General features: G+C 60.1%; 27 protein-coding genes and 1 tRNA gene. 3 read left to right on the top strand and 25 right to left on the bottom strand.

The window, feature by feature from the left end; translation table 11 throughout:
- Positions 1 to 70: 70 nt before the first annotated feature.
- The 19 genes from der to trmJ all read right to left on the bottom strand — a co-directional run bounded on the left by der (position 71) and on the right by trmJ (position 16767).
- On the bottom strand, positions 71 to 1543 hold the full coding sequence (der, locus tag CAF76_RS28175; protein WP_007956675.1) for a ribosome biogenesis GTPase Der: 1473 nt from the start codon (positions 1541 to 1543) through the stop codon (positions 71 to 73).
- A gap of 136 nt (positions 1544 to 1679) precedes the next feature.
- Positions 1680 to 2831, bottom strand: coding sequence for an outer membrane protein assembly factor BamB (bamB, locus tag CAF76_RS28170; RefSeq protein WP_041475426.1), 1152 nt, complete (start codon positions 2829 to 2831; stop codon positions 1680 to 1682).
- Positions 2824 to 3465, bottom strand: coding sequence for a tetratricopeptide repeat protein (locus CAF76_RS28165; protein WP_011335807.1), 642 nt, complete (start codon positions 3463 to 3465; stop codon positions 2824 to 2826). The genes bamB and CAF76_RS28165 overlap by 8 nt, the downstream gene beginning before the upstream one ends.
- A 41-nt stretch (positions 3466 to 3506) precedes the next feature.
- Positions 3507 to 4796: a histidine--tRNA ligase gene (gene hisS / locus CAF76_RS28160; RefSeq protein ID WP_064383908.1), complete on the bottom strand. Its 1290-nt coding sequence runs from the start codon at positions 4794 to 4796 to the stop codon at positions 3507 to 3509.
- 22 nt (positions 4797 to 4818) lie between these two features.
- The gene (gene ispG / locus CAF76_RS28155) at positions 4819 to 5928 is read right to left on the bottom strand and encodes a flavodoxin-dependent (E)-4-hydroxy-3-methylbut-2-enyl-diphosphate synthase (protein WP_007956680.1); all 1110 of its coding nucleotides are present in this window, start codon (positions 5926 to 5928) and stop codon (positions 4819 to 4821) included.
- A gap of 3 nt (positions 5929 to 5931) precedes the next feature.
- The gene (locus tag CAF76_RS28150) at positions 5932 to 6981 is read right to left on the bottom strand and encodes a RodZ domain-containing protein (protein ID WP_064599242.1); all 1050 of its coding nucleotides are present in this window, start codon (positions 6979 to 6981) and stop codon (positions 5932 to 5934) included.
- Entirely contained in the window at positions 6981 to 7739 is a 759-nt protein-coding gene (pilW, locus tag CAF76_RS28145) for a type IV pilus biogenesis/stability protein PilW (RefSeq protein ID WP_007956682.1), read from the bottom strand. The genes CAF76_RS28150 and pilW overlap by 1 nt, the downstream gene beginning before the upstream one ends.
- A 12-nt stretch (positions 7740 to 7751) precedes the next feature.
- On the bottom strand, positions 7752 to 8900 hold the full coding sequence (gene rlmN / locus CAF76_RS28140) for a 23S rRNA (adenine(2503)-C(2))-methyltransferase RlmN (protein WP_007964428.1): 1149 nt from the start codon (positions 8898 to 8900) through the stop codon (positions 7752 to 7754).
- A gap of 29 nt (positions 8901 to 8929) precedes the next feature.
- Positions 8930 to 9355 (bottom strand): nucleoside-diphosphate kinase, encoded by a 426-nt coding sequence (gene ndk, locus CAF76_RS28135; RefSeq protein WP_039765715.1) that lies wholly within the window; start codon positions 9353 to 9355, stop codon positions 8930 to 8932.
- A gap of 88 nt (positions 9356 to 9443) precedes the next feature.
- Complete coding sequence (iscX, locus tag CAF76_RS28130) at positions 9444 to 9644, bottom strand: Fe-S cluster assembly protein IscX (RefSeq protein WP_008084655.1); 201 nt, start codon at positions 9642 to 9644, stop codon at positions 9444 to 9446.
- 14 nt (positions 9645 to 9658) lie between these two features.
- A complete protein-coding gene (gene fdx, locus CAF76_RS28125; protein ID WP_007956685.1) occupies positions 9659 to 10000 on the bottom strand; it encodes an ISC system 2Fe-2S type ferredoxin in 342 nt (113 codons plus the stop codon).
- Complete coding sequence (hscA, locus tag CAF76_RS28120; protein ID WP_085649335.1) at positions 10000 to 11865, bottom strand: Fe-S protein assembly chaperone HscA; 1866 nt, start codon at positions 11863 to 11865, stop codon at positions 10000 to 10002. Before hscA ends, fdx begins: the two co-directional genes overlap by 1 nt.
- 51 nt (positions 11866 to 11916) lie before the next feature.
- Positions 11917 to 12438, bottom strand: coding sequence for a co-chaperone HscB (gene hscB / locus CAF76_RS28115; RefSeq protein ID WP_011335815.1), 522 nt, complete (start codon positions 12436 to 12438; stop codon positions 11917 to 11919).
- An 8-nt stretch (positions 12439 to 12446) separates the two neighbouring features.
- Complete coding sequence (gene iscA / locus CAF76_RS28110) at positions 12447 to 12770, bottom strand: iron-sulfur cluster assembly protein IscA (protein WP_003227904.1); 324 nt, start codon at positions 12768 to 12770, stop codon at positions 12447 to 12449.
- Positions 12771 to 12804: 34 nt separating this feature from the next.
- Complete coding sequence (gene iscU, locus CAF76_RS28105; protein ID WP_003227907.1) at positions 12805 to 13191, bottom strand: Fe-S cluster assembly scaffold IscU; 387 nt, start codon at positions 13189 to 13191, stop codon at positions 12805 to 12807.
- A 101-nt stretch (positions 13192 to 13292) separates the two neighbouring features.
- Positions 13293 to 14507 (bottom strand): IscS subfamily cysteine desulfurase, encoded by a 1215-nt coding sequence (locus CAF76_RS28100; RefSeq protein WP_064599246.1) that lies wholly within the window; start codon positions 14505 to 14507, stop codon positions 13293 to 13295.
- Between the two features lie 50 nt (positions 14508 to 14557).
- Entirely contained in the window at positions 14558 to 15049 is a 492-nt protein-coding gene (gene iscR, locus CAF76_RS28095) for a Fe-S cluster assembly transcriptional regulator IscR (protein ID WP_007956690.1), read from the bottom strand.
- A gap of 168 nt (positions 15050 to 15217) precedes the next feature.
- Positions 15218 to 15994 carry a serine O-acetyltransferase gene (cysE, locus tag CAF76_RS28090; RefSeq protein WP_007956691.1) on the bottom strand — a complete coding sequence of 259 codons (777 nt, stop codon included), beginning with the start codon at positions 15992 to 15994 and terminating at the stop codon, positions 15218 to 15220.
- 2 nt (positions 15995 to 15996) lie between these two features.
- Positions 15997 to 16767, bottom strand: a complete 771-nt coding sequence (trmJ, locus tag CAF76_RS28085) for a tRNA (cytosine(32)/uridine(32)-2'-O)-methyltransferase TrmJ (protein WP_007956692.1) — start codon at positions 16765 to 16767, stop codon at positions 15997 to 15999.
- A gap of 145 nt (positions 16768 to 16912) precedes the next feature.
- Between trmJ and suhB the strand changes: the two genes are divergently transcribed.
- Positions 16913 to 17731, top strand: a complete 819-nt coding sequence (gene suhB / locus CAF76_RS28080) for an inositol-phosphate phosphatase (RefSeq protein WP_007941397.1) — start codon at positions 16913 to 16915, stop codon at positions 17729 to 17731.
- 97 nt (positions 17732 to 17828) lie between these two features.
- On the opposite strand, the gene CAF76_RS28075 is transcribed toward suhB, so the two are convergent.
- The 6 genes from CAF76_RS28075 to queA all read right to left on the bottom strand — a co-directional run bounded on the left by CAF76_RS28075 (position 17829) and on the right by queA (position 23913).
- Positions 17829 to 18377 carry a glycine zipper 2TM domain-containing protein gene (locus CAF76_RS28075; RefSeq protein WP_007956693.1) on the bottom strand — a complete coding sequence of 183 codons (549 nt, stop codon included), beginning with the start codon at positions 18375 to 18377 and terminating at the stop codon, positions 17829 to 17831.
- A 120-nt stretch (positions 18378 to 18497) separates the two neighbouring features.
- Positions 18498 to 19412, bottom strand: a complete 915-nt coding sequence (gene secF / locus CAF76_RS28070; protein WP_007956694.1) for a protein translocase subunit SecF — start codon at positions 19410 to 19412, stop codon at positions 18498 to 18500.
- Between the two features lie 9 nt (positions 19413 to 19421).
- Positions 19422 to 21290 carry a protein translocase subunit SecD gene (gene secD / locus CAF76_RS28065; RefSeq protein WP_039765691.1) on the bottom strand — a complete coding sequence of 623 codons (1869 nt, stop codon included), beginning with the start codon at positions 21288 to 21290 and terminating at the stop codon, positions 19422 to 19424.
- 64 nt (positions 21291 to 21354) lie between these two features.
- Complete coding sequence (yajC, locus tag CAF76_RS28060; RefSeq protein ID WP_007956696.1) at positions 21355 to 21690, bottom strand: preprotein translocase subunit YajC; 336 nt, start codon at positions 21688 to 21690, stop codon at positions 21355 to 21357.
- 43 nt (positions 21691 to 21733) lie between these two features.
- Entirely contained in the window at positions 21734 to 22849 is a 1116-nt protein-coding gene (gene tgt, locus CAF76_RS28055; protein WP_161794909.1) for a tRNA guanosine(34) transglycosylase Tgt, read from the bottom strand.
- 14 nt (positions 22850 to 22863) lie between these two features.
- On the bottom strand, positions 22864 to 23913 hold the full coding sequence (gene queA, locus CAF76_RS28050; RefSeq protein ID WP_085649336.1) for a tRNA preQ1(34) S-adenosylmethionine ribosyltransferase-isomerase QueA: 1050 nt from the start codon (positions 23911 to 23913) through the stop codon (positions 22864 to 22866).
- A gap of 108 nt (positions 23914 to 24021) precedes the next feature.
- Here queA and CAF76_RS28045 point away from each other — a divergent pair.
- Positions 24022 to 24106: transfer RNA gene (locus CAF76_RS28045), tRNA-Leu, on the top strand.
- Between the two features lie 93 nt (positions 24107 to 24199).
- A complete protein-coding gene (locus tag CAF76_RS28040; protein ID WP_085649337.1) occupies positions 24200 to 24529 on the top strand; it encodes a hypothetical protein in 330 nt (109 codons plus the stop codon).
- The last annotated feature ends 47 nt before the right edge of the window (positions 24530 to 24576 follow it).

Genomic DNA, 24576 nt, shown 5'->3' with positions numbered 1-24576 from the left:
AGGATAGCCCATCCGGCGCCCATAAAAAAAGGGCGCCAAACGGCGCCCCTTCTATCTGTTCGCAACGACCTTACTTCTTGTCGCGGCGCTTCTTGCTGGCTTTCTTGTTGTGCGACATCAAGCGACGCTTCTTATTGACCTGGCGGTCGGTCAGCGTGTTCTTGTTGCCTTCGTACGGGTTCTCGCCGCCCTTGAACTCGATACGGATCGGCGTACCGACCAGTTTGAGCACACGGCGGTAAGTGTTTTCCAGATAACGCACGTACGACTTCGGCACTTTCTCGATCTGGTTGCCGTGGATCACGATGATCGGCGGGTTCGCGCCACCCAGGTGAGCGTAACGCAGTTTGATCCGGCGGCTGTTGACCATCGGCGGTTGGTGCTCGCTGACCGCGTCTTCGAGAATCTGCGTCAGGCGGCTGGTCGGCCAGCGGGTGACCGCGGACTTGAACGAGTTCTGCACCGAGGCGTAGAGGTTGCCCACGCCAGTGCCGTGCAGTGCCGAGATGAAGTGAATGTCGGCAAAGTCAACGAAGAACAACCGACGCTGCAACTCGACCTTCACGAAGTCGCGCTCGCTTGGCGTCATGCCGTCCCATTTGTTGATCGCGATCACCAGCGCACGACCTGCTTCAAGAGCGAAGCCCAGCAGGTTGAGGTCGTGATCGACCACGCCTTCGCGGGCGTCCATCACGAAGATCACCACGTTGGCGTCTTTGATCGCCTGCAGGGTTTTGACCACGGAGAATTTTTCGACTTCTTCGTGGATCTTGCCGCGCTTGCGTACACCGGCGGTGTCGATCAGCGTGTACTTCTCGTCGTTACGCTCGAACGGGATGTAGATACTGTCGCGGGTGGTGCCGGGCTGGTCATAGACGATTACCCGGTCTTCACCGAGCATGCGGTTGACCAGAGTCGACTTGCCGACGTTCGGACGGCCGATGATGGCAATCTTGATCCCGTCTTTTTCGCTCGGGCCAGGAATGCGCTTGGCTTCCTCGCCTTCGGCGACCACTTCTTCCTCTTCACCTTCGGCCGGCTCGTCATCATCGCGCGGGAAGTCGCTCAGGGCGGCTTCCAGCAATTGCGTGATGCCGCGACCGTGGGCGCCGGCGATCGGGATCGCGTGGCCCATGCCCAGCGGGGCGAATTCGGCGCGGGCCATTTCCGGGTCGATGTTGTCGACCTTGTTGGCGACCACGTGGGAACGCTTGTTACGTTTGCGCAAGTGTTCGGCGATCATCTGGTCGGCGGCGGTGAAACCGGCCTTGGCATCTACCAGGAACAGAACGACATCCGCTTCTTCGATGGCCAGCAGCGACTGCTCGGCCATTTTTTCGTCCATACCATGCTCGTCACCGGAGATACCGCCGGTGTCGATCAGAATGTAGGAACGCCCTTGCCACTTGGCCTCACCGTACTGGCGATCACGGGTCAGACCGGACAAGTCGCCGACGATGGCGTCGCGAGTCCTGGTCAGGCGGTTGAACAAGGTGGACTTGCCGACGTTCGGTCGGCCCACCAGGGCGATTACGGGAACCATGCGGCTCTCCACTTCGTTATTTCAGAAAATACAAAAGCCGCTGCGAGGCAGCGGCTGGTGCTCGGGGCAACACCCGTGGGTGCTGCAAACCCTGCAGAAGCAAGGCCGCCTGGGGAATTAACCCCAAGCATAGTTGTTACTTGATGGTCAGGGCTTCCAGTTTGCCGCTGTTGCCATACACATAAATCGTGTCACCCACCACCAGCGGACGGGCACGCAGGCCGTCGCTGTCGATGCGCTCGCGGCCAACGAAACGACCGTCCACCTGACTCAGCAGGTGCAGGTAACCTTCCAGGTCACCGACTGCAACGTAGCTGGAGAACACTTCCGGCGCCGACAGTTGACGACGGGCCAGCGAGTCGTTGCTCCACAGGGCTGTGGTGGAACGCTCGTCGACGCCTTCAACGGTACCCGACGACAGGCTTACGTAGACGTTGCCGAAACCCTGGGCAACACCGGCGTAGCTCGACGCGTCGCGCTGCCAGAGTTGACGACCGCTTTCCAGATCCAGTGCCGCAACGCGACCCTGATAGCTGGCAACGTACAGGGTACCGCCGGACAGCAGCAGACCGCCGTCGATGTCGACCACGCGCTCCAGTTCCGAACGACCTTGTGGAATCGCGATCCGCTGTTCCCAGACCGGCACGCCGTTGGAAATGTCGAGCGCGACCACTTTACCGGTCGACAGGCCAGCCACCGCGAGGCGGTTGGTGACGATCGGTGCGCTGGTACCGCGCAGGGTCAGTACGGCCGGAGTGCTGTCATACACCCAACGCTGATTGCCGGTGGACGCGTCCAGACCGATCAGACGATCGTCCTGGGTCTGTACCACCACCACATCACCGTTGCTGGCCGGTGGCGCGAGGACTTCGCTGTTGACGCGCGAGCGCCACTTCTCTTCACCGTTGATGGCGTCGAGGGCAACGACTTCACCGCGCAGGGTGCCGACCATGACCAGACCGTAACCCACGCCAACGGCGCCGGACACAGGCAGTTCAAGGTCTTTCTTCCATTTCACGTCGCCGTTGCCGCGATCCAGGCCCATCACGATACCGGTCACATCGGCCGCGTAGATGGTGTCACCGTCGATCGCCGGCACCAGCATGTTGTAGGTTTCGCCCTGACCGTCACCGATCGAACGGCTCCACTGCTTGTGCAGGACCACTTCTTCTTTGAAGTCGGTCAGCTCGGCCGGTGGCAGTTCTTTTTTGCTGTTGCTGCTGCAACCCGCGGCCAGAATGGCCAGAGCCAGCAATGCTGCATGCTTCCAACGGATCACGTCACGCATCCCCTTTGGCCAGGTCGTCCAGCTTGATTTGAAGGCCACCGACCGCCGCTTCATCCGACAGTGCCGCCTTGGCTTTTTGATACGCCGCGTTCGCTTCGTCGGTGCGGCCCAGCTGTACCAGCAGGTCGCCCTTGAGTTCTTCGCGAGTGGCCAGGAACGACTTGTCGGCATCGCCTTCGAGCAGTTTCAGGGCTTCATCGGCCTTGTTCTGTGCGCCCAGTACCTGCGCCAGACGCTGACGGGCGATTTCGCCCAGCGCCGGGTTGGCCGGTTTGGCAACGATGGCCTTGAGTTCGGTCGCCGCGTCGTCCAGCTTGCCGCTGTCGACCGCGACCTTGGCCACGAACAGGCTGCCGTACTGCGCGTAGGCAGAACCGCCGAATTCACTGTTGAGCTTGCCGGCCAGATCCGCAACGCGCGCGGCGTCAGGCTTGCCATCCGGGGTCAGCGTGGTTTCCAGCAATTGCTGATAGAGCACCGAGGCGCCTTGCGACTGGTTGCTCTGATACTTGTGATATGCCTGCCAGCCGAACACGATGACCAGCGCCAACAGGCCGCCAGTGACCAGAGGTTTGCCGTTGCGTGTCCACCAGTCCTTCAAATCCGCCAACTGTTCGTCTTCGGTACTCGACACCCCAATACTCCTTAATCGCTAAATCGGCTGTTTGGACAGCTTCAACCCTGCACGACGCAGGTGGCCAGGTGTGCAGCGAGCGCATCCCAGGCAATGCTTTGTTGTTCGCCCTGGCCACGCAGGGGTTTGAAACCTACCACTTGCTGGGCCATTTCGTCGTCACCGAGGATCAGTGCGTACAGCGCACCGCTCTTGTCAGCTTTCTTGAACTGGCTCTTGAAGCTGCCAGCGCCGGCATTGACTTGCAGGCGCAGGTTGGGCAGTTGGTCGCGTACCCGCTCCGCCAGGGCCAGACCGGCCAGCTCTGCTTCTTCGCCGAAGGCGCAGAGATAGACGTCGACCTGACGGGAGATTTCTTCCGGGATCTGCTCCAGGGTTTCCAGCAGCAGCACCAGACGCTCGATGCCCATGGCGAAACCGACGCCCGGGGTCGGCTTGCCGCCCATCTGCTCGACCAGACCGTCATAGCGCCCACCCGCGCAGACGGTGCCCTGGGCGCCGAGCTTGTCGGTGACCCATTCGAATACGGTTTTGCTGTAGTAATCCAGACCACGCACCAGTTTCGGGTTCAGCACGTAAGGAATGCCGACGGCATCCAGACGGGCCTTCAGGCCTTCGAAGTGGGCACGGGATTCGTCATCCAGGTAATCCGCCATTTTCGGCGCATCGACCAGCACCGCTTGAGTGTCGGCATTTTTGGTGTCGAGCACGCGCAGCGGGTTGGTCTTCAGGCGACGCTGGCTGTCTTCGTCCAGTTTGTCGTGGTGCGCCGAGAGGTACTCGACCAGCGCTTCACGATAACGGCCGCGGGACTCGCTGGTGCCGAGGCTGTTGAGCTCGAGCTTGACCGCATCGCGGATGCCCAGCTCGCCCCACAGGCGCCAGGTCATGATGATCAGCTCGGCGTCGATGTCCGGACCGTCGAGGTTGAACACCTCCAGACCGATCTGGTGGAACTGGCGATAACGGCCTTTCTGCGGACGCTCGTGACGGAACATCGGGCCGATGTACCAGAGTTTCTGCACCTGGCCACCGCCAGTGATGCCGTGCTCGAGCACCGCACGCACGCACGCGGCCGTGCCTTCCGGACGCAGGGTCAGCGAGTCGCCGTTGCGGTCTTCGAAGGTGTACATCTCTTTTTCGACGATGTCGGTCACTTCACCGATCGAGCGCTTGAACAGCTCGGTGAACTCGACGATCGGCATGCGGATCTGCTTGTAACCGTAGTTATCCAGCAGACGCGAAACGGTGCCTTCGAAATAACGCCATACCGGCGTCTGTTCCGGCAGGATGTCGTTCATGCCACGAATGGCTTGCAGAGACTTGCTCACAGAAATTCCTTAATTCGTTCGATCAGCCGCGCGCGATAACCGCTGCGTCAGCTTCGACCTTCTCGGCCGCTTTCTCGCGGATCAGCTTTTCCAGCTCGTCCACCAGATTGTCATTCGTCAGTTTCTGCGACGGTTTGCCGTCGATGTAAATCAGGTTTGGCGTGCCGCCGGTCAAGCCGATATGGGCTTCCTTGGCTTCGCCGGGGCCGTTGACCACGCAACCGATCACCGCGACATCCAGCGGCACCAGCAGGTCTTCAAGGCGCCCTTCCAGCTCGTTCATGGTCTTGACCACATCGAAGTTCTGCCGCGAGCAGCTCGGGCAGGCGATGAAGTTGATGCCACGGGAACGCAGATGCAAAGACTTGAGAATGTCGTAACCGACCTTCACTTCCTCGACCGGGTCGGCCGCCAGCGAGATGCGGATAGTATCGCCAATCCCCTCGGCGAGCAGCATACCTAGGCCCACGGCGGATTTCACTGTACCGGAGCGCAATCCACCGGCTTCGGTGATGCCCAGGTGCAGCGGCTGGACGATTTCCTTGGCCAGCAGACGGTAGGCTTCAACGGCCATGAACACGTCAGAGGCCTTCACGCTGACCTTGAAGTCCTGGAAATTCAGGCGCTCAAGGTGTTCGACGTGGCGCAGGGCGGACTCGACCAGCGCGGCCGGCGTCGGCTCGCCGTATTTCTTTTGCAGGTCTTTTTCCAGGGAACCGGCGTTGACGCCGATGCGGATCGGGATGCCGCGGTCACGGGCGGCATCGACCACCGCACGCACGCGGTCTTCGCGACCGATGTTGCCCGGGTTGATGCGCAGGCAGTCCACACCCAGTTCGGCCACGCGCAGAGCGATCTTGTAGTCGAAATGGATGTCGGCAACCAACGGCACCTTGACCAGTTGCTTGATCTTGCCGAACGCCTCGGCGGCGTCCATGTCCGGTACCGAAACACGGACGATGTCGACGCCGGCGGCTTCCAGACGGTTGATCTGCGCGACGGTGGCAGCGACGTCATTGGTGTCGCTGTTGGTCATGCTCTGCACAGCGATAGGGGCATCGCCGCCCACGGGCACGTTACCTACCCAGATCTTGCGCGATTCGCGACGTTTGATTGGAGATTCGCCGTGCATGACTTATTGACCCAATTTCAGGCGAGCGGTCTCGCCACTGGTGAACGGAGCGACATCGACCGGCTGGCCGTTGTAACTGACCTGCGCGCCACGGGCAACGCCCAGACGCACGGCAAACGGAGGCTTGCCGACGACAGACAGGCTGTCGCCCTTGCGCTTGAGGCCGCTGTACAGAACCTTGCCGCTGCCATCGGTCACCTGCGTCCAGCAATCGGCGATGAATTGCACCTGAACCTGGCCCTGACCTGCCACCGGAGCAACAGGCGCTGTCGGCGCGGGCGCGGCGACGGCCGGAGCAGTGACGGTCGGTGCAGGCGTGGCCGGAACAGCAGGCGCAGGAGTTGCTGGAGCAGCAACCACAGGCGCTGGCGTATGAGCCGGTGCAGCCGGAGTAGCGGCTGGCGCAGCGGGTGCCGGAGCAACCGGTGCGGTGGCTGGAGCTGCGGCCTCGGTTTCGGCGCCGGTCGATTCAGCCGTGGTTTCCGATTGAGGCAGCGCCAGAGCGGTCGAGCCCTCGGCTTCGCCTTCTGCAACGGCCTGGTCTTCCGGCTCGTCCAGTGGATGAATCTGGGTGGTGCCGTCAGCGCCTTCGACTTCGACGTGCTCCGGCGCCAGGCCGATCAGGTCCTTGGTACGCAGCGAGGTCTGATCCTGCCACCAGACGAAACCGCCGCCGATGACCGCAATCAGCAGCAACAGGCTGACGATACGCAAAATGGTGTGGGAAACCCGTACCGGCTCTTCAATACGGCCCAGAGCGTGGACGTTGCTGCCCTGGGAATCGGTGCCGGTGGACTGGTCGAATTGCTGGACCAGAACGGTCTGGTCCATGCCGAGCAATTTGGCGTAGGCGCGAATGTAGCCGCGAGCGAAGGTATGCCCGGGCAACTTGTCGAATGCGCCGGCTTCAAGATTGCTCAGGGAAGTCACGGTGAGGTTGAGCTTGAGGGCCACTTCGGCCAGCGACCAGCCATTGCTTTCGCGGGCCTGGCGCAGGGTCTCACCGGGGTTAACGCGATTCGCTGCTACAACTTCGGGATGCGCCGCTTTCATCATTGCTCCGACAGGTATTGCTGATATTCCGGCGTACCGGGATAGAGTCGTTTTAATTGCAGGCCCGCACTGGCGGCCTTGTCGCGATCTTCAAATACTTTTGCCAACCGAACGGCGAGCAACAGACTACGTGCATTTTGCTCGGAGAGCTGGCTGAAACGGTCGTAATAGTCACGCGCGGGCACATAATGCCTGTCTTCGAATGACAACTCAGCCATTTCCAGCAATGCCCGTGGCTGCTGGCGGTTCAAACGCAGCGCTTTTTCCAGCTGCTGCTGCGCCAGATCACGCTGCCCGAGCTTCGCCGCCGTCATGCCGAGGTTCTCGAACACCCGCGAACGCTCAGGATACAGGGTATCGGCGGCCGCCTGTTCAAAACGCTCGTAGGCTTCCTTGTAACGCTGTTCTTCGTAGAGAAAACTGCCGTAGTTGTTGAGGATGCGCGCATCGGCGGGACGGGAGGACAAGGCTTTGCGGAAGTGTTCGTCAGCAAGCGCAGGTTCCATTTCGGCCTGGAACACCAGCCCCAGCGCGGCATTGGCGTCGGGATCCGAACCGTCCAGCTCCAGGGCTTTCTTCAGTGGAACCTTGGCCCGTTCGGTCATGCCCTGCTGCAAGTATCCCAGCCCCAGCTGCACGTAGGCAGCCCGCGCTTCGTCACGGCCCTTGCTGGTCTTCATCGGGTTGTAATCGCCCGACAGGACACAACCAGCACACAGGCTGGCCAACAGCAACAGCAGCGCAAAGCGCAGGGACATAGAGATCCTCTCTTAGTTAGTGTTCGCGGCGTTCTGTGCCAGATCGCTGTCGGCGCTCAATTCACGCACGGCGATGTAACGTTCGCTGCGACGGGTGCGATCCAGCACCTGCCCTACCAATTGACCACAAGCCGCGTCGATGTCTTCACCACGGGTGGTGCGCACGGTGACGTTGAAACCGGCCTGGTGAAGCTGATCCTGGAACCGGCGGATGGCGTTGTTGCTCGGCCGCTCGTACCCGGAATGCGGGAACGGGTTGAACGGAATCAGGTTGATCTTGCATGGAATATCTTTGAGCAGCTCGATCATTTCCACGGCGTGCTCAAGCTTGTCGTTGACGTCCTTGAGCAAGGTGTACTCGATGGTCAGCACACGTTTCTCGCCAAGGGCGGACATGTAGCGCTGGCACGACTCGAGCAGCATCTTAAGCGGATATTTCTTGTTGATCGGCACCAATTGGTTACGCAATGCGTCATTCGGTGCGTGCAGGGACAACGCCAGGGATACGTCGATGTGCTTGGCCAGCTCATCGATCATCGGCACCACGCCCGATGTGGACAGGGTCACGCGGCGCTTGGAGATCCCGTAGCCCAGGTCATCCATCATCAGATGCATGGCGGCCACGACGTTATCGAAGTTCAGCAGCGGTTCGCCCATGCCCATCATCACCACGTTGGTGATGGCGCGGTCGATGGTAGCCGGAACACTGCCGAAGGATTTGTTGGCAATCCACACCTGACCGATGACTTCGGCGGCGGTGAGGTTGCTGTTGAAGCCTTGCTTGCCGGTGGAGCAGAAACTGCAGTCCAGGGCACAGCCTGCCTGGGACGAAACGCACAGAGTGCCGCGTTTTCCCTGGGGAATGTAAACGGTCTCGACACAGCTGCCGGACGCCACGCGCACCACCCACTTACGGGTGCCGTCGCTGGAAATGTCCTCGCTGACCACTTCGGGACCACGGACCTCAGCAACAGCCTTGAGCTTTTCGCGCAAGGCCTTGCTGACGTTCGTCATGGCGTCGAAATCATCGACGCCAAAGTGGTGAATCCATTTCATTACCTGACCGGCACGGAAACGCTTCTCCCCGATTGAGTCGAAGAATTTTTCCATTTCCGGCTGGGTCAGACCCAGCAGGTTGGTTTTAACAGTCGATGTCGTCATGGATTCACCTTCACTCTTTAAGCCAATGCTTAGCGAGTGGTTACTTCAGTAGCTGCGAAGAAGTAAGCGATTTCGCGAGCAGCAGCGGCTTCGGAGTCCGAACCGTGAACAGCGTTGGCGTCGATCGATTCAGCGAAGTCAGCACGGATGGTGCCTGGAGCAGCTTCTTTAGGGTTGGTAGCGCCCATCAGCTCACGGTTGCGAGCGATGGCGTTTTCGCCTTCCAGAACCTGAACGACAACTGGACCCGAAGTCATGAAGGCAACCAGGTCGCCGAAGAAACCACGAGCGCTGTGCTCAGCGTAGAAGCCTTCGGCTTCGGCTTTGGACAGTTGCTTCAGTTTCGAAGCTACAACGCGCAGGCCAGCGTCTTCGAAGCGAGTGGTGATCTTGCCGATCACGTTTTTAGCAACGGCGTCAGGCTTGATGATGGAGAAAGTACGTTGAACAGCCATGGTGTAACTCCAGAAACGGTAATTTGCGAAAAATTAAACCCGCGAATTATACGCGGGTTCTTGGGTATTGCCTAACCTGCGAGGACGATCAGTCCAATTCTTCGGCCCAGAGAGTCTGAACCGCCTCCAACACCTTCTCGCCAACACGACCAGAGGTATTGTCGAAATCCGGCAGCTCTTTGATCCATTGCTGCAGGTCGACGAAATTGACAGAAAACGGGTCTACACCCGGTTTGGCTTCCGCCAGCTCTTCTGCAATACGTTGAACATCATTCCAACCGTAGCTCATGACAGTCTTACCAGTCAGTGCGGCGCTTCGGCCGCATGGTTAAGCGAATATTTCGGAATTTCGACGGTGATGTCTTCTTCACCGACGATCGCCTGACAGGCCAGGCGCGACTGGGCTTCCAGGCCCCAGGCACGATCAAGGAAATCCTCCTCCAACTCGTCGGCTTCTTCCAGCGAGTCAAAACCCTCGCGGATGATGCAGTGACAAGTGGTGCAGGCGCAGACGCCGCCGCAGGCGCTTTCCATCTCGATGTGGTGCTCGTGAGCCAGTTCGAGGATCGACGTGCCAGGCGCAGCGTCAACGACCATGCCTTCAGGGCAGAACTTCTCGTGGGGCAGAAAAATGACCTGCGGCATCAGATATCCTCGATTTCATTCAGATTGCGCCCGGACAGAGCGGCTTTCACCGTCTGATCCATACGACGGGCTGCAAAAGCATCGGTCACTTGCGACAGACGCTTGGTCTGCTGCTCGATGGCGTACCCATCGGTACCTTTCATCAGTTCGGTCAGTTCCTGCACTTGCAACTCGATGACCATGCGCTCTTCAGCGTCGAGCAAACGCTCGCCATCCGCCTCCAGAGCGCCCTGCACCGCTTCGATCAAGCGCTGGGCATCGACTTGCTGCTCGCGAAGAACGCGGGCGACTTTGTCGTCATTGGCGTGCTGGAACGAATCTTTCAGCATCTTGGCGATTTCGCCGTCGGTCAGGCCGTAGGACGGTTTGACCTGGATGCTCGCTTCAACGCCCGAACCCAGCTCACGGGCAGAGACGCTGAGCAGACCATCGGCATCGACCTGGAAGGTCACACGAATTTTTGCCGCACCAGCTACCATCGCCGGGATGCCGCGCAATTCGAAGCGAGCCAGGGAGCGACAATCGGAGATCAACTCACGCTCGCCCTGCAACACGTGGATCGCCATCGCCGACTGGCCGTCTTTATAAGTGGTGAAGTCCTGGGCACGAGCGACGGGGATGGTGGTGTTGCGTGGAATCACCTTCTCCATCAGGCCGCCCATGGTTTCCAGCCCCAGGGACAGCGGAATCACGTCGAGCAGCAGCAGTTCGCCGCCATCACGCTTGTTGCCGGCCAGCGTATCGGCCTGGATCGCGGCACCGATGGCCACCACTTGATCCGGGTCGATTTCGGTCAGCGGCTGACGACCAAAGGCTTCGGCGACGGCTTCGCGAACACGTGGAACGCGGGTCGAGCCACCGACCATGACCACGGCGTGCACGTCTTCCAGCTCGACGCCGGAATCGCGCACGGCGCGGCGGCAGGCTTTCAGGCTGCGGGCAACCATTGGCTCGATCAGCGCATCGAAGGCTTCGCGGGTCAGCTGTGCTGTCCAGTCGCCGTAGGCAACTTCAACACTGTCGGCATCAGTAAGGGCTTCTTTGGCTGCGCAAGCGGTTTGCAGCAGACTGCGTTGCGCACCCGGATCGAGGTCGGCGGACAAACCGGCGCTCTCGATGATCCAGCCGGCAATCGCATGATCGAAGTCATCGCCGCCCAGCGCGCTGTCGCCGCCAGTAGCGAGGACTTCGAATACACCGCCGGTCAGGCGCAGAATCGAAATGTCGAAGGTGCCGCCGCCCAGATCGTAAATGGCGACCAGGCCTTCGGCATGCTGATCCAGACCGTATGCCACCGCCGCAGCGGTCGGCTCGTTGAGCAGACGCAACACGTTCAGACCGGCAAGTTTCGCCGCGTCCTTCGTGGCCTGGCGCTGAGCATCGTCGAAGTACGCCGGAACGGTGATCACCGCGCCCACCAGCTCACCGCCAAGGGTGGCTTCGGCGCGCTGACGCAATACTTTCAGGATATCGGCGGAAACTTCGACCGGGCTTTTCGGGCCCTGCACGGTGTCGATGAACGGCATGTGCGATTCGCCGCCGACAAAGCGGTACGGCAGTTGATCGCCCAATTGCTTGACGTCGGACAGACCACGACCCATCAGGCGCTTGACCGACAGCACGGTATTCAGGGGATCGGAGGATGCGGCCAGCTTGGCTGACTCGCCGACTTCGACGCGATCGGCGTGATAACGCACGGCGGAAGGCAGGATGACCCGCCCTTCGGCGTCGGCCAGCGGCTCGGAAAGACCACTGCGCAACGCAGCGACCAGCGAATTGGTAGTGCCCAAGTCGATCCCCACAGCCAGACGACGCTGGTGCGGTTGAGGACTTTGGCCGGGTTCGGCGATCTGCAGTAGGGCCATCGTGATCAGGACTTATCTGTATATCAGGCGTGCGACCGGAGCGGCACTGGGTTAATCGTCGAGGCGCTCTTCTAACTGGCGCACTTCGTAGGTGAGCTTGTCGAGGAACTGCATGCGCCGCATCAGGCGTTCGGCCTGTTCGCGCTGCGCTGCATCATCCCAACAGGCTGCGAAGCTTTCGTTGAGCTCTTCCTGGGCGGTTTTCAGGCGACGCTTGAACGCCGCGACACCGGCCAGGTCGGCACTGTCCTGCAGATCTTCGAGCTCTTCGCGCCATTGCATCTGCTGCAGAAGAAACTCGGGATCGTGGACGGTGACTTCCATCGGCACTTCATGCCCGCTGATGGTCAGCAGGTAGCGTGCGCGCTGGGCCGGACTCTTGAGCGTCTGGTAGGCATCATTGAGCCGCGCAGACTGCTCGAGCGCCGACCGCTGCTCGCGCTCGGAAGCATCGGCAAAGCGGTCAGGATGAACACCGCGCGCCAGCTCGCGATAGCGCGTGGCCAACTGCTCGAGATCCAGACGAAAGCCCGGTTGCAGCTCGAATAAAGCGAAATGACAAGGAATACCCACGACAAGCCTCAGATGTTGAAGCTTTCGCCGCAGCCACATTCACCGCGTACGTTGGGATTGTTGAACTTGAAGCCTTCGTTCAATCCTTCCTTGACGAAGTCGAGCTCGGTGCCGTCGAGGTAGGCCAGGCTTTTCGGGTCGATGATCACTTTCTCGCCGTGACTTTCGAACACCTGATCTTCTGCAACCACCTCGTCGACAAACTCCAGCACGTAGGCAAGGCCGGAACAGCCTGTGGTGCGAACACCCAGACGAATCCCTTCACCCTTGCCGCGCCCGTCGAGGGAGCGCCGCACGTGTCGAGCAGCCGCTTCTGTCATGCTGATAGCCATCGTTGACTCCTTACTCGTCGCCAAATCTTGAAAGTCAGATCAAGCCTTTCTTCTGCTTGTAATCGCGAACGGCCGCCTTGATGGCGTCTTCAGCGAGAACCGAGCAGTGGATTTTCACTGGCGGCAGGGCCAGTTCTTCGGCCAGCTGAGTGTTCTTGATGGTTTCAGCTTCGTCCAGGGTCTTGCCTTTCATCCACTCGGTAGCGAGGGAACTGGAGGCGATAGCCGAACCGCAGCCGTAGGTCTTGAACTTGGCGTCTTCGATAACGCCCTGATCGTTGACCTTGATTTGCAGACGCATCACGTCGCCGCACGCCGGAGCGCCGACCATGCCGGTGCCGACATCCGGGTCTTCCGCGTTCATCTTGCCGACGTTACGCGGGTTTTCGTAGTGGTCGATGACCTTTTCGCTGTAAGCCATGATTCTCAATCCTCACTCATCAGGGCCGCTCTTGAGACCCTGCAACTGCGCTGCGTAAACCGCCGCGTCGCTACAGGATCTGTATCCGGCGGCTTCTATATTTAGTGTGCCGCCCACTCGATCTTCGAGATATCGACGCCGTCTTTGTACATGTCCCACAGCGGCGACAGAGCGCGCAGCTTGGTAACGGCCTCGCAGACTTTCTGCGCGGCGTAATCGATTTCTTCTTCGGTGGTGAAGCGGCCGAAGGTGAAACGGATCGAGCTGTGTGCCAGTTCGTCGTTGCGGCCCAGGGCGCGCAGTACGTACGAAGGCTCAAGCGACGCCGAGGTGCAGGCCGAACCGGACGAAACCGCCAGATCCTTGAGCGCCATGATCAGCGACTCGCCCTCAACGTAGTTGAAGCTCAGGTTCAGGTTGTGCGGAACGCGGGCGGTCAGGCTGCCGTTGACGTACAGCTCTTCCAGGTGCTCGACCTGCTTGTAGAAACGGTCGCTCAACGCCTTGATACGGACGTTTTCGGCAGCCATGTCTTCCTTGGCCACACGGAACGCTTCGCCCATGCCGACGATCTGGTGGGTCGCCAGGGTACCGGAACGCATGCCGCGCTCGTGACCGCCGCCGTGCATGGTCGCTTCGATGCGCACACGCGGCTTGCGGCTGACGTACAGCGCGCCGATGCCTTTAGGGCCGTAGGTTTTGTGAGCGGAGAACGACATCATGTCGACTTTCAGTTTCTGCAGGTCGATCTCGACCTTGCCAGTGGACTGAGCGGCGTCGACATGGAACAGGATGCCCTTGGAACGAGTCAGCTCGCCGATGGCGGCGATGTCGTTGACGGTACCGATTTCGTTGTTCACGTGCATCACCGACACCAAAATGGTGTCTTCGCGCAGCGCGGCTTCGATCATGGCCGGGGTGATCAGGCCATCTTCGGTCGGATCGAGGTAGGTGACTTCGAAACCTTCACGCTCCAGTTGGCGCATGGTGTCGAGGACAGCCTTGTGTTCGATCTTGGAGGTGATCAGGTGCTTGCCCTTGGAGGCGTAGAAATGTGCCGCACCCTTGATTGCCAGGTTGTCGGACTCGGTGGCACCGGAGGTCCAGACGATTTCACGCGGGTCGGCGTTGACCAGATCGGCCACCTGACGACGGGCGTTTTCGACGGACTCTTCGGCTTTCCAGCCGAACACGTGGGAACGGGACGCCGGGTTACCGAAGTTTCCGTCGACCAGCAGGCATTCACTCATTTTTTGCGCAACGCGCGGATCGACCGGGGTGGTCGCAGAGTAATCAAGGTAAATCGGCAATTTCATGGACTATCTCCTAAATCAGGCTGGCTGGCGTGCCGCTAGCTCTCTGGCTGTCATTCGACGGCGGACGCTTCAATCTTGTCCAGGCGCGGCGCCTTGCCATTGCAACGACGCTGATCCTGACGCTGGGCCACTTCCTGCACCTCACGGCGAGTTACGAGGTCGGCCAAGCTGATACCGCTGAGAAATTCGTGAATCTGCAGGCTCAGGTCGCACCACAGGTGATGGGTCAGGCAGGTGTCACCGGAGTGACAGTCGCCCTGGCCCTGGCATTTTGTTGCATCGACCGATTCGTTCACCGCATCGATCACCTGAGCCACCTGGATGCCCTGCATGTCGCGGGACAACTGGTAGCCACCGCCCGGACCGCGAACACTGGAAACCAGGTTACTGCGGCGCAGCTTGGCGAAAAGCTGTTCGAGATAGGACAGGGAGATGCCTTGGCGCTCGGAGATATCGGCCAGGGACACCGGCCCGTGTTGCGCGTGCAACGCCAGGTCAAGCATGGCGGTCACGGCGTATCGGCCTTTTGTAGTCAGTCGCATGGACAATTACCACGGAGTTCGGAATGGGCGGGAGTATGCAATTCCCGAGCATTTAAGTCAACTATAAGACCTAGTGCTTTAGTCGGGTTTACCCGCAAAAGAGCGCGCGAATGATAGCAGGGTCTGCGGCCTAATGGCACACCGGTTGGCAGCAGCCCTGCAAGTGCGTCAGTGGAGCTTGGATTCGTCCTTACCCTTGACGCAGGCGAAGTCTTCTTCACGCAGCTCGGGCAGATCTTTCGCACAGTAATTACTGCCCAGATCCTTCAGCGCACCGCACATCCCCTCCAGACGCCCATCCACCGCTTGCAGGTGATCGAGCAACTGGCCGATGGCGCGCGCCACCGGGTCGGGCATGTCTTCGCTGACGCCATAGGCATCGAAGCCGATCTTCTCGGCCATCGCCTTGCGCTTGGCGTCGGCCTCGTCATCGGACTTGACGATGATCCGCCCCGGAATCCCCACCACGGTGGCACCCGGAGGCACTTCCTTGGTGACCACGGCATTGGAACCAACCTTGGCGCCGGCACCCACAGTGAACGGACCGAGCACCTTCGCGCCCGCTCCCACCACCACGCCATCGCCGAGGGTCGGGTGACGCTTGCCCTTGTTCCAACTGGTACCGCCGAGCGTCACGCCCTGATAGATCGTCACGTCATCGCCGATTTCAGCGGTTTCGCCGATCACAATGCCCATGCCGTGGTCGATGAAGAAGCGTCGACCGACCTTGGCACCCGGATGGATCTCGATTCCCGTAAGCCAGCGACCGAAGTTCGACACCAGTCGCGCCAGCCATTTCAGATCATTGCGCCAGAGCATGCCGGCCAGTCGATGAATCCAGATCGCATGCATGCCGGGGTAGCAGGTCAGGACTTCAAAAGCGTTACGCGCCGCCGGGTCTCGGTGGAATACGCTCTGGATATCTTCACGCAAACGCTCGAACATCATTAATCCTTCCGCTTAAGGAGCTCGCCACGGGCCGCTTTCTGGGTTTCCGTGAGGATGCCACGCAAAATATTCATTTCCGCCCGACTGACCGAGCTGCGTCCGTACAACCGGCGCAGGCGCGCCATCAAGTGCCGCGGCTTTTCCGGATCGAGAAATTCGATGGCCACCAGGGTCTGCTCCAGGTGTTCATAGAACCGCTCCAACTCATCCATGGTCGCAAGCTCTGCGCTTTTCACGGAGGCCACTTCTTCCTTCTCGATCTTGGTCGGCTGACCTTGTGCAGCCAGCCACGCCATGCGCACTTCATAGCTCAACACCTGCACCGCCGCCCCGAGGTTCAGCGAGCTGAATTCAGGATCCGAGGGTATGTGCACGTGATAGTGACATCGCTGTAGCTCGTCATTGGTCAGGCCGGAATCTTCACGACCGAACACCAGCGCGATTTCCGCGCCCTGCCCGGCCTCCTCGACCACTTTGGTCCCGCACTCGCGCGGGTCCAGCAATGGCCAGGGAATGCGCCGATCACGGGCACTGGTGCCGAGCACCAGATTGCAACCGACCAGGGCGTCTTCCAAGGTGGCGACGACTTGCGCGTTTTCAAGGATGTCACCGGCACCGGAAGCGCGGGCATCGGCTTCGTGATGCGGAAAGACGCGCGGATCAACCAGCACCAGACGCGACAGGCCCATGTTTTTCATGGCGCGCGCGGTCCCGCCGATGTTTCCCGGATGGCTGGTATTGACCAGGACGACACGAATATTTTGCAGCACGGCGGGCGCTCTCGGACTTGGCAAAGGGGTGCAAATCTTACAGAACAGCCTACCGTTAAGCTATGAAAGCGAACAGCGACCTTCACCTGAAGAAAAGTTCTGATAGAATGCGCGGCTTTCTTTAACAACCTTAGGTGACACATCCATGCAGCCCATGCTGAATATCGCGCTGCGCGCCGCCCGCAGCGCCAGTGAACTGATCTTCCGCTCCATCGAGCGCCTGGATACCATCAAGGTCGACGAAAAAGACGCCAAGGATTACGTATCCGAGGTCGATCGCGCCGCCGAACAGAAAATCATCGACGCCCTGCGCAAGGCTTACCCGAATCACTCGATCATGGGTGAAGAGACCGGCCTGCACGCCGGCACCGGCATCGAAGGCGAAGAATACCTGTGGATCATCGATCCGCTGGACGGCACCACCAACTTCCTGCGTGGCATTCCTCACTTCGCTGTCAGCATTGCCTGCAAATACCGTGGTCGCCTGGAACACGCCGTTGTTCTGGATCCGGTTCGCCAGGAAGAATTCACCGCCAGCCGTGGTCGCGGCGCTCAACTGAACGGTCGTCGCCTGCGCGTCAGCGGTCGCACCAGCCTGGACGGCGCTCTGCTCGGTACCGGTTTCCCGTTCCGTGACGACCAGATGGACAACCTCGACAACTACCTGGGCATGTTCCGCGCGCTGGTTGGCCAGACTGCGGGCATCCGCCGCGCCGGTTCGGCGAGCCTGGACCTGGCTTACGTGGCCGCCGGCCGTTTCGACGCGTTCTGGGAGTCGGGCCTGTCCGAGTGGGACATGGCTGCTGGCGCCCTGCTGATTCAGGAAGCAGGCGGCCTGGTGAGCGACTTCACCGGCGGTCACGATTTCCTTGAGAAGGGCCACGTCGTTGCCGGCAACACCAAATGCTTCAAGGCAGTTCTGACGGCGATCCAGCCGCACCTGCCGGCCTCGCTGAAGCGCTAAGCGTTTCGCGAAACCAAAAAAAACACCCTTCGGGGTGTTTTTTTATGGGCATGAAAAAGCACCCCGAAGGGTGCTTTTTTTATAAGCCGTCAACCAGTCACTGGCCCGGCTCGTTCTGCGACAGGATCAGCTTGCCTTCCTTGTCGACCGGAATCTGGTTGCCCGGATCACGATCCATCCGCACCTTTCCTTCCTTGCCGTCCAGCGAATACCGGACGTCATAACCCACGACTTTGTCGCTGATGTCATTCACCGTGTTACAGCGAGTCTGAGTCGTGGTGTAGGTATCACGCTCCTGCATACCCTCCTGAACCTTGTTACCGGCGTAACCACCACCGACCGCACCGGCCACCGTGGCAATCTTCTTGCCGGTGCCGCCGCCGATCTGGTTACCCAGCAGACCACCTGCCAGCGCACCGACCACGGTGCCGGCAATCTGGTGTTGATCTTTCACCGGCGCCTGCCGGGTCACTGTCACATCCTTGCACACTTCACGTGGAGTCTTGATCTGTGTTTTGACCGGTTCTACGGCCAGCACTTGCGCATACTCAGGGCCGCTTTTAACCAGGCTGTAGGTGGCAACAGCACCCCCGGCAGTCACACCGACAGCACCCAATACCGCACCAACCAGCAACGACTTGTTCACATGAACCTCCTGACCATCACATGCGGGACGCGCCCGCGCTTCTCCCAGCCTTGGAGCAAAAAAAAAGACGCGAGTTCAACTCGCGTCTTTTTTGACTGACAACCGGGAAAACGATGGCCGTTATGGACGGTCGTCGACTTCCTTCTCGGTGTTGACCGGCGGAATCAGATCTTCGGTCGACAGGTTCAGCCAGATCAGCACCACGTTGGCGATGTAGATCGACGAGTAGGTACCCGCCAGAACACCCACCAGCAGCGCCAGGGAGAAGCCGTACAGGTTGTCACCGCCGAAGAACAGCAGTGCCGCGATCGCCAGCAAGGTCGAAACCGAGGTCGCGATGGTCCGCAGCAAGGTCTGCGTGGTCGAAATGTTGATGTTCTCGATCAGCGTGGCCTTGCGCAGAACACGGAAGTTCTCACGCACCCGGTCGAACACGACGATGGTGTCGTTGAGCGAGTAACCGATGATCGCCAGTACCGCCGCCAGCACCGTCAGGTCGAAGGTGATCTGGAAGAACGACAGGATACCCACAGTCACGATCACGTCGTGGATCAGCGACACGATGGCGCCGACCGCAAACTTCCACTGAAAGCGGAAAGCCAGGTAGATCAGGATGCCGCCGAGCGCCAGCAGCATGCCCATGCCGCCCTGGTCGCGCAGCTCTTCACCGACCTGCGGGCCGACGAACTCGACGCGCTTGACGGTCGCCGGGTTGTCACCGCCGACCTTCTGCAGCGCTTCCGCCACCTGATGGCCCAACTGCGGGTCTTCACCCGGCATGCGCACCAGCAGATCGGTGGTCGCGCCGAAGTTCTGCACGACGGCTTCGTGATAACCGGAAGAAACCAGTTGCTCACGCACCTTGGTGACATCGGCCGGACGCTCGTAGGTCAGCTCGATGAGCGTACCGCCGGTGAAGTCCAGACCCCAGTTCATGCCCTTGTGGAACACGCTGAAGATTGCCAGCAAGGTCAGGAATACGGTGACGCCGAACGCAAAGTTGCGGACGCCCATGAAGTTGATTGTACGTAACATGGCAGCCCCTTAAATCCACAACTTCTTGAAGTCACGACCGCCGAAGATCAGATTGACCATCGCGCGGGTGACCATGATGGCCGTGAACATCGAAGTCAGAACCCCGAGGGACATGGTGACTGCGAAGCCCTTCACCGGGCCGGTGCCCATGGCAAAGAGGATGCCGCCGACCAGCAAGGTGGTCAGGTTGGCGTCGAGAATCGCAGTGAATGCCCGACCGAAGCCTTCGTTGATTGCACGCTGCACGGTCATGCCGGCGGCGATCTCTTCACGAATCCGCGAGAAGATCAGTACGTTGGCGTCGACCGCCATACCCATGGTCAACACGATACCGGCGATACCCGGCAGGGTCAGCGTGGCACCCAGCAGCGACATCAGCGCCAGCAGCAGCACCATGTTCACCGCCAGTGCAACGGTGGCGATCAGGCCGAAGAAACGGTAGATGGCGATGATGAACAGCGAGACGAACAGCATGCCCCACAGCGATGCATCGATACCCTTGGTGATGTTGTCCGCACCCAGGCTCGGGCCGATGGTGCGTTCTTCAGCGAAGTACATCGGAGCAGCCAGACCACCGGCACGCAGCAGCAGCGCCAGTTCGGACGACTCGCCCTGGCCGTTCAGGCCGGTGATACGGAACTGCGCACCCAGCGGCGACTGAATGGTCGCCAGGCTGATGATCTTCTTCTCTTCCTTGAAGGTCTGCACCGCGACGTCTTTCTCGACGCCGTCGACCACTTGCTTGGTGTAAGTGGTGACCGGGCGCTGCTCGATGAAGATCACCGCCATGCTGCGACCGACGTTGCTGCGGGTCGCACGGCTCATCAGCTCGCCACCGTGGCCATCCAGACGGATGTTCACTTCAGGCGTGCCGTGCTCACCGAAGCCGGCCTTGGCGTCAGTCACCTGGTCACCGGTGATGATCAGGCCACGCTCGATCTGCGCCGGAGGACGATTGCCTTCGCGGAACTCGAAGGTCTCGGAAGTGGCTTTCGAAGCGCCCGGCTCTGCCGCCAGACGGAACTCCAGGTTAGCCGTCTTGCCGAGGATACGCTTGGCTTCGGCGGTGTCCTGCACGCCCGGCAGCTCAACCACGATACGGTTGGCGCCCTGACGCTGGACGATCGGCTCGGCAACACCCAGCTCGTTGACGCGGTTACGTACCGTGGTCAAGTTCTGCTTGATGGAGTATTCACGGATTTCCGCCAGCTTGGCCGGGGTCATCGCCAGACGCAGCACCGGTTGACCGTTGAGGTCGGCCGGAACAATGTCGAAATCGTTGAAATTCTTGCGGATCAGCGCACGGGCCTGTTCACGGGAATCAGCATCGCTGAAGCCCAGCTGAATGGCGCCATTGAGTTGCGGCAGGCTGCGATAACGCAGTTTCTCTTTGCGCAACAGGCTCTTGACGTCGCCTTCGTAGACTTTCAGGCGGGCGTCGAGGGCTTTGTCCATGTCCACTTCCAGCAGGAAGTGCACACCACCGGACAAGTCCAGACCCAGTTTCATCGGGTGCGCGGCCACGCTGCGCAGCCATTGCGGGGTGGTTTGTGCCAGGTTCAGCGCGACGACGTAGTCATCACCCAATGCCTTGCGGACAACGTCTTTGGCCGGCAGCTGGTCTTCAGCCTTGGTCAGACGGATCAGACCGCCCTTGCCGTTCGCAGCCAGGCTCGAAGCCTTGACGTTGATCCCGGACTCCTTGAGCGCGGTGCTTACGCGATCCAGATCGGCCTGGTTGACCTGCAGAGCCGTGCTGGCGCCGCTGATCTGAATGGCCGGGTCATCGGGGTATAGATTCGGAGCGGAATAAATCAGACCGATCGCCAGCACCGCCAGGATCAGAATGTATTTCCACAGAGGATATTTGTTCAGCATCACGCCGCCCGTTATGAACGCGGGGCGCCTTGCGCGCCCCGTCGATTGAGTAGAAGTTGGAACCTTAGATCGCTTTCAGCGTGCCTTTTGGCAGCGTGGCGGCGATGGCGCCCTTCTGGAACTTCATTTCCACGGTGTCGGAAACTTCCAGAACCACGAAGTCATCGGCCACTTTGGTGATCTTGCCGGCGATGCCGCCAGTGGTAACCACTTCGTCGCCCTTCTGCAGGCTGCTCAGCAGGTTCTTCTGCTCTTTGGCGCGCTTGGCCTGTGGACGCCAGATCATCAGGTAGAAGATGACCAGGAAGCCGACCAGGAAAATCCACTCGAAGCCGCCGCCCATAGGCGCTGCAGCCGGTGCAGCCGCGTCAGCCATGGCATTAGAGATAAAAAAGCTCATTTAGCACTCCAGTTGCAAATGTTGAATCTTGGGGTCAGAAAACTCAGTCCAAAGGCGGAACGGGAAGCCCGCGTTTGGCGTAGAAGGCATCGACAAAGGCGGCCAATGTACCCTGTTGAATAGCCTCGCGCAAACCAGCCATCAGCACCTGATAATGGCGCAAATTGTGGATGGTATTGAGCATGCTGCCGAGCATTTCGCCGCACTTGTCCAGATGATGCAGATAAGCGCGGGAGAAGTTCTGGCAGGTATAGCAATCGCAGGTCGGATCCAGCGGCGAATCATCATGGCGATGGAACGCGTTACGGATCTTCAGCACGCCTGTATCAATGAACAGATGCCCATTGCGGGCATTACGGGTTGGCATCACGCAATCGAACATGTCCACACCGCGGCGCACACCCTCAACCAGATCTTCCGGTTTGCCAACGCCCATAAGGTAACGAGGTTTGTCAGCCGGCATCATGCCCGGCAGGTAGTCCAGCACCTTGATCATTTCGTGCTTGGGCTCGCCCACCGACAGACCGCCGATGGCCAGGCCGTCGAAACCGATCTTGTCCAGGCCTTCCAGCGAGCGCATGCGCAGGTCCTGGTGCATGCCGCCCTGAACGATGCCGAACAGTGCCGCCGTGTTGTCGCCATGGGCATTCTTCGAACGCTGGGCCCAGCGCAGCGACAGCTCCATGGACACACGGGCAACGTCTTCGTCAGCCGGGTACGGGGTGCATTCGTCGAAGATCATCACGATGTCCGAGCCCAGGTCGCGCTGAACCTGCATCGATTCTTCCGGGCCCATGAACACTTTCGAACCGTCGACCGGGGAGGCGAAGGTCACGCCCTCCTCCTTGATCTTGCGCATGGCGCCGAGGCTGAACACCTGGAAACCACCGGAGTCGGTCAGGATCGGGCCTTTCCACTGCATGAAATCGTGCAGATCGCCGTGCTCCTTGATCACTTCCGTACCCGGGCGCAGCCACAGGTGGAAGGTGTTGCCCAGAATGATTTCCGCGCCGGTGGCGACGATGTCACGCGGCAACATGCCCTTGACCGTGCCGTAGGTGCCCACCGGCATGAAGGCCGGGGTCTCGACGGTGCCACGGGGGAAGGTCAGACGACCACGACGGGCCTTGCCATCGGTGGCAAGCAGCTCGAACGACATACGACAGGTGCGACTCATACGGATTCCTCTGGGCCGCGGGGAGCGGGATTACGGGTGATGAACATCGCATCACCGTAGCTGAAAAAGCGGTATCCGTTATCGACCGCGGCTTTGTAGGCAGCCATGGTTTCCGGATAACCGGCGAATGCCGAAACCAGCATCAACAGCGTGGATTCGGGCAAATGGAAATTGGTGACCAAGGCATCGACCACATGGAACGGCCGGCCCGGGAAGATAAAGATGTCGGTGTCGCCGCTGAACGGCTTGAGCACGCCATCGCGGGCGGCGCTTTCCAGCGAACGCACGCTGGTGGTGCCGACAGCGATGACGCGACCGCCACGCTCACGGCAAGCGGCGACTGCATCGACCACATCCTGACCGACTTCCAGCCACTCGGTGTGCATGTGGTGATCTTCAATCTTCTCGACGCGCACCGGCTGGAACGTGCCAGCGCCGACGTGCAGCGTGACGAACGCCGTCTCGACACCCTTGGCGGCGATCGCTTCCATCAGCGTCTGATCGAAATGCAGCCCGGCGGTCGGTGCCGCCACTGCGCCGAGCTTCTCGGCGTACACGGTCTGATAGCGCTCGCGATCCGAACCTTCGTCCGGGCGGTCTATATAAGGAGGCAACGGCATGTGCCCGACGCGATCGAGCAGCGGCAGCACTTCTTCGGCAAACCCCAGCTCGAACAGCGCATCGTGACGCGCCAGCATCTCGGCTTCGCCGCCGCCGTCGATCAGGATCTTCGAACCCGGCTTCGGCGACTTGCTGGAGCGCACATGGGCCAGCACGCGGTGGGTATCAAGCACGCGTTCGATGAGGATTTCCAGCTTGCCGCCGGACTCCTTCTGCCCGAACAGGCGCGCCGGAATCACCCGGGTATTGTTGAACACCATCAGATCGCCGGGGCGCAAATGCTCCAGCAGATCAGTGAATTGACGGTGTGCCAGGGCGCCGCTGACCCCATCCAGGGTCAACAGGCGACTACCGCGACGCTCGGCCAAAGGATGGCGGGCAATCAGCGAATCAGGAAGCTCGAAGGTAAAGTCAGCAACGCGCATGATGGGGTTCGTCTAGCAGGGCCGGAAAGTCTAGCGGAAATATCGAAAATTGACCATGAAACGTGATTGACCAACGGTAGGCACCTCTCTATACTTCGCCGCCATTGAGCCCTGATGGCGGAATTGGTAGACGCGGCGGATTCAAAATCCGTTTTCGAAAGGAGTGGGAGTTCGAGTCTCCCTCGGGGCACCAAAATTAGAAAAGGTCTTGCTTAGCAAGGCCTTTTTTTTCGTCTGCCGGAAAGTGCCGCTGGCTTTCCGGCGAGATCCCACACAGGTTCACCCCATGGAAACGTCACTGGAAACTGTCGCCCTGTTCTCCCTCAAACTCGCGTATGAGGAAGAAGGCCTGAGCCCGATCCTGCGCGATGACATGGTCATGGGCGACTATCAGAAAGACGTGTTCGAACTGCTGGTGCGCCGGGGTGATGTCGAGACGATCCAGTTCAAAATGAACGAGTGCCTGACGCTGGCGATGGATGCGTTGGGTGGCGTCGAGAAACCGCTGGGGCGGGAACTGCACAAGTTGTCGACCGACTTCCGCCAGGCGCAATCGCTGGAGCAACTGGATCAGCCGCTCCTCGCGCTCAAGGGTTATTTGAAGGACATTCTTTAAGCTACGCAGATGAAGAAAGTGGCGCCAAACTTCTATTTTGATATCTT

Origin of the sequence: Pseudomonas sp. B40(2017), assembly GCF_002112855.1 — a bacterium.
Taxonomy (GTDB): Bacteria; Pseudomonadota; Gammaproteobacteria; order Pseudomonadales; family Pseudomonadaceae; genus Aquipseudomonas; species Aquipseudomonas pharyngis.
This window is presented reverse-complemented; position numbering and strand designations above follow the sequence as displayed.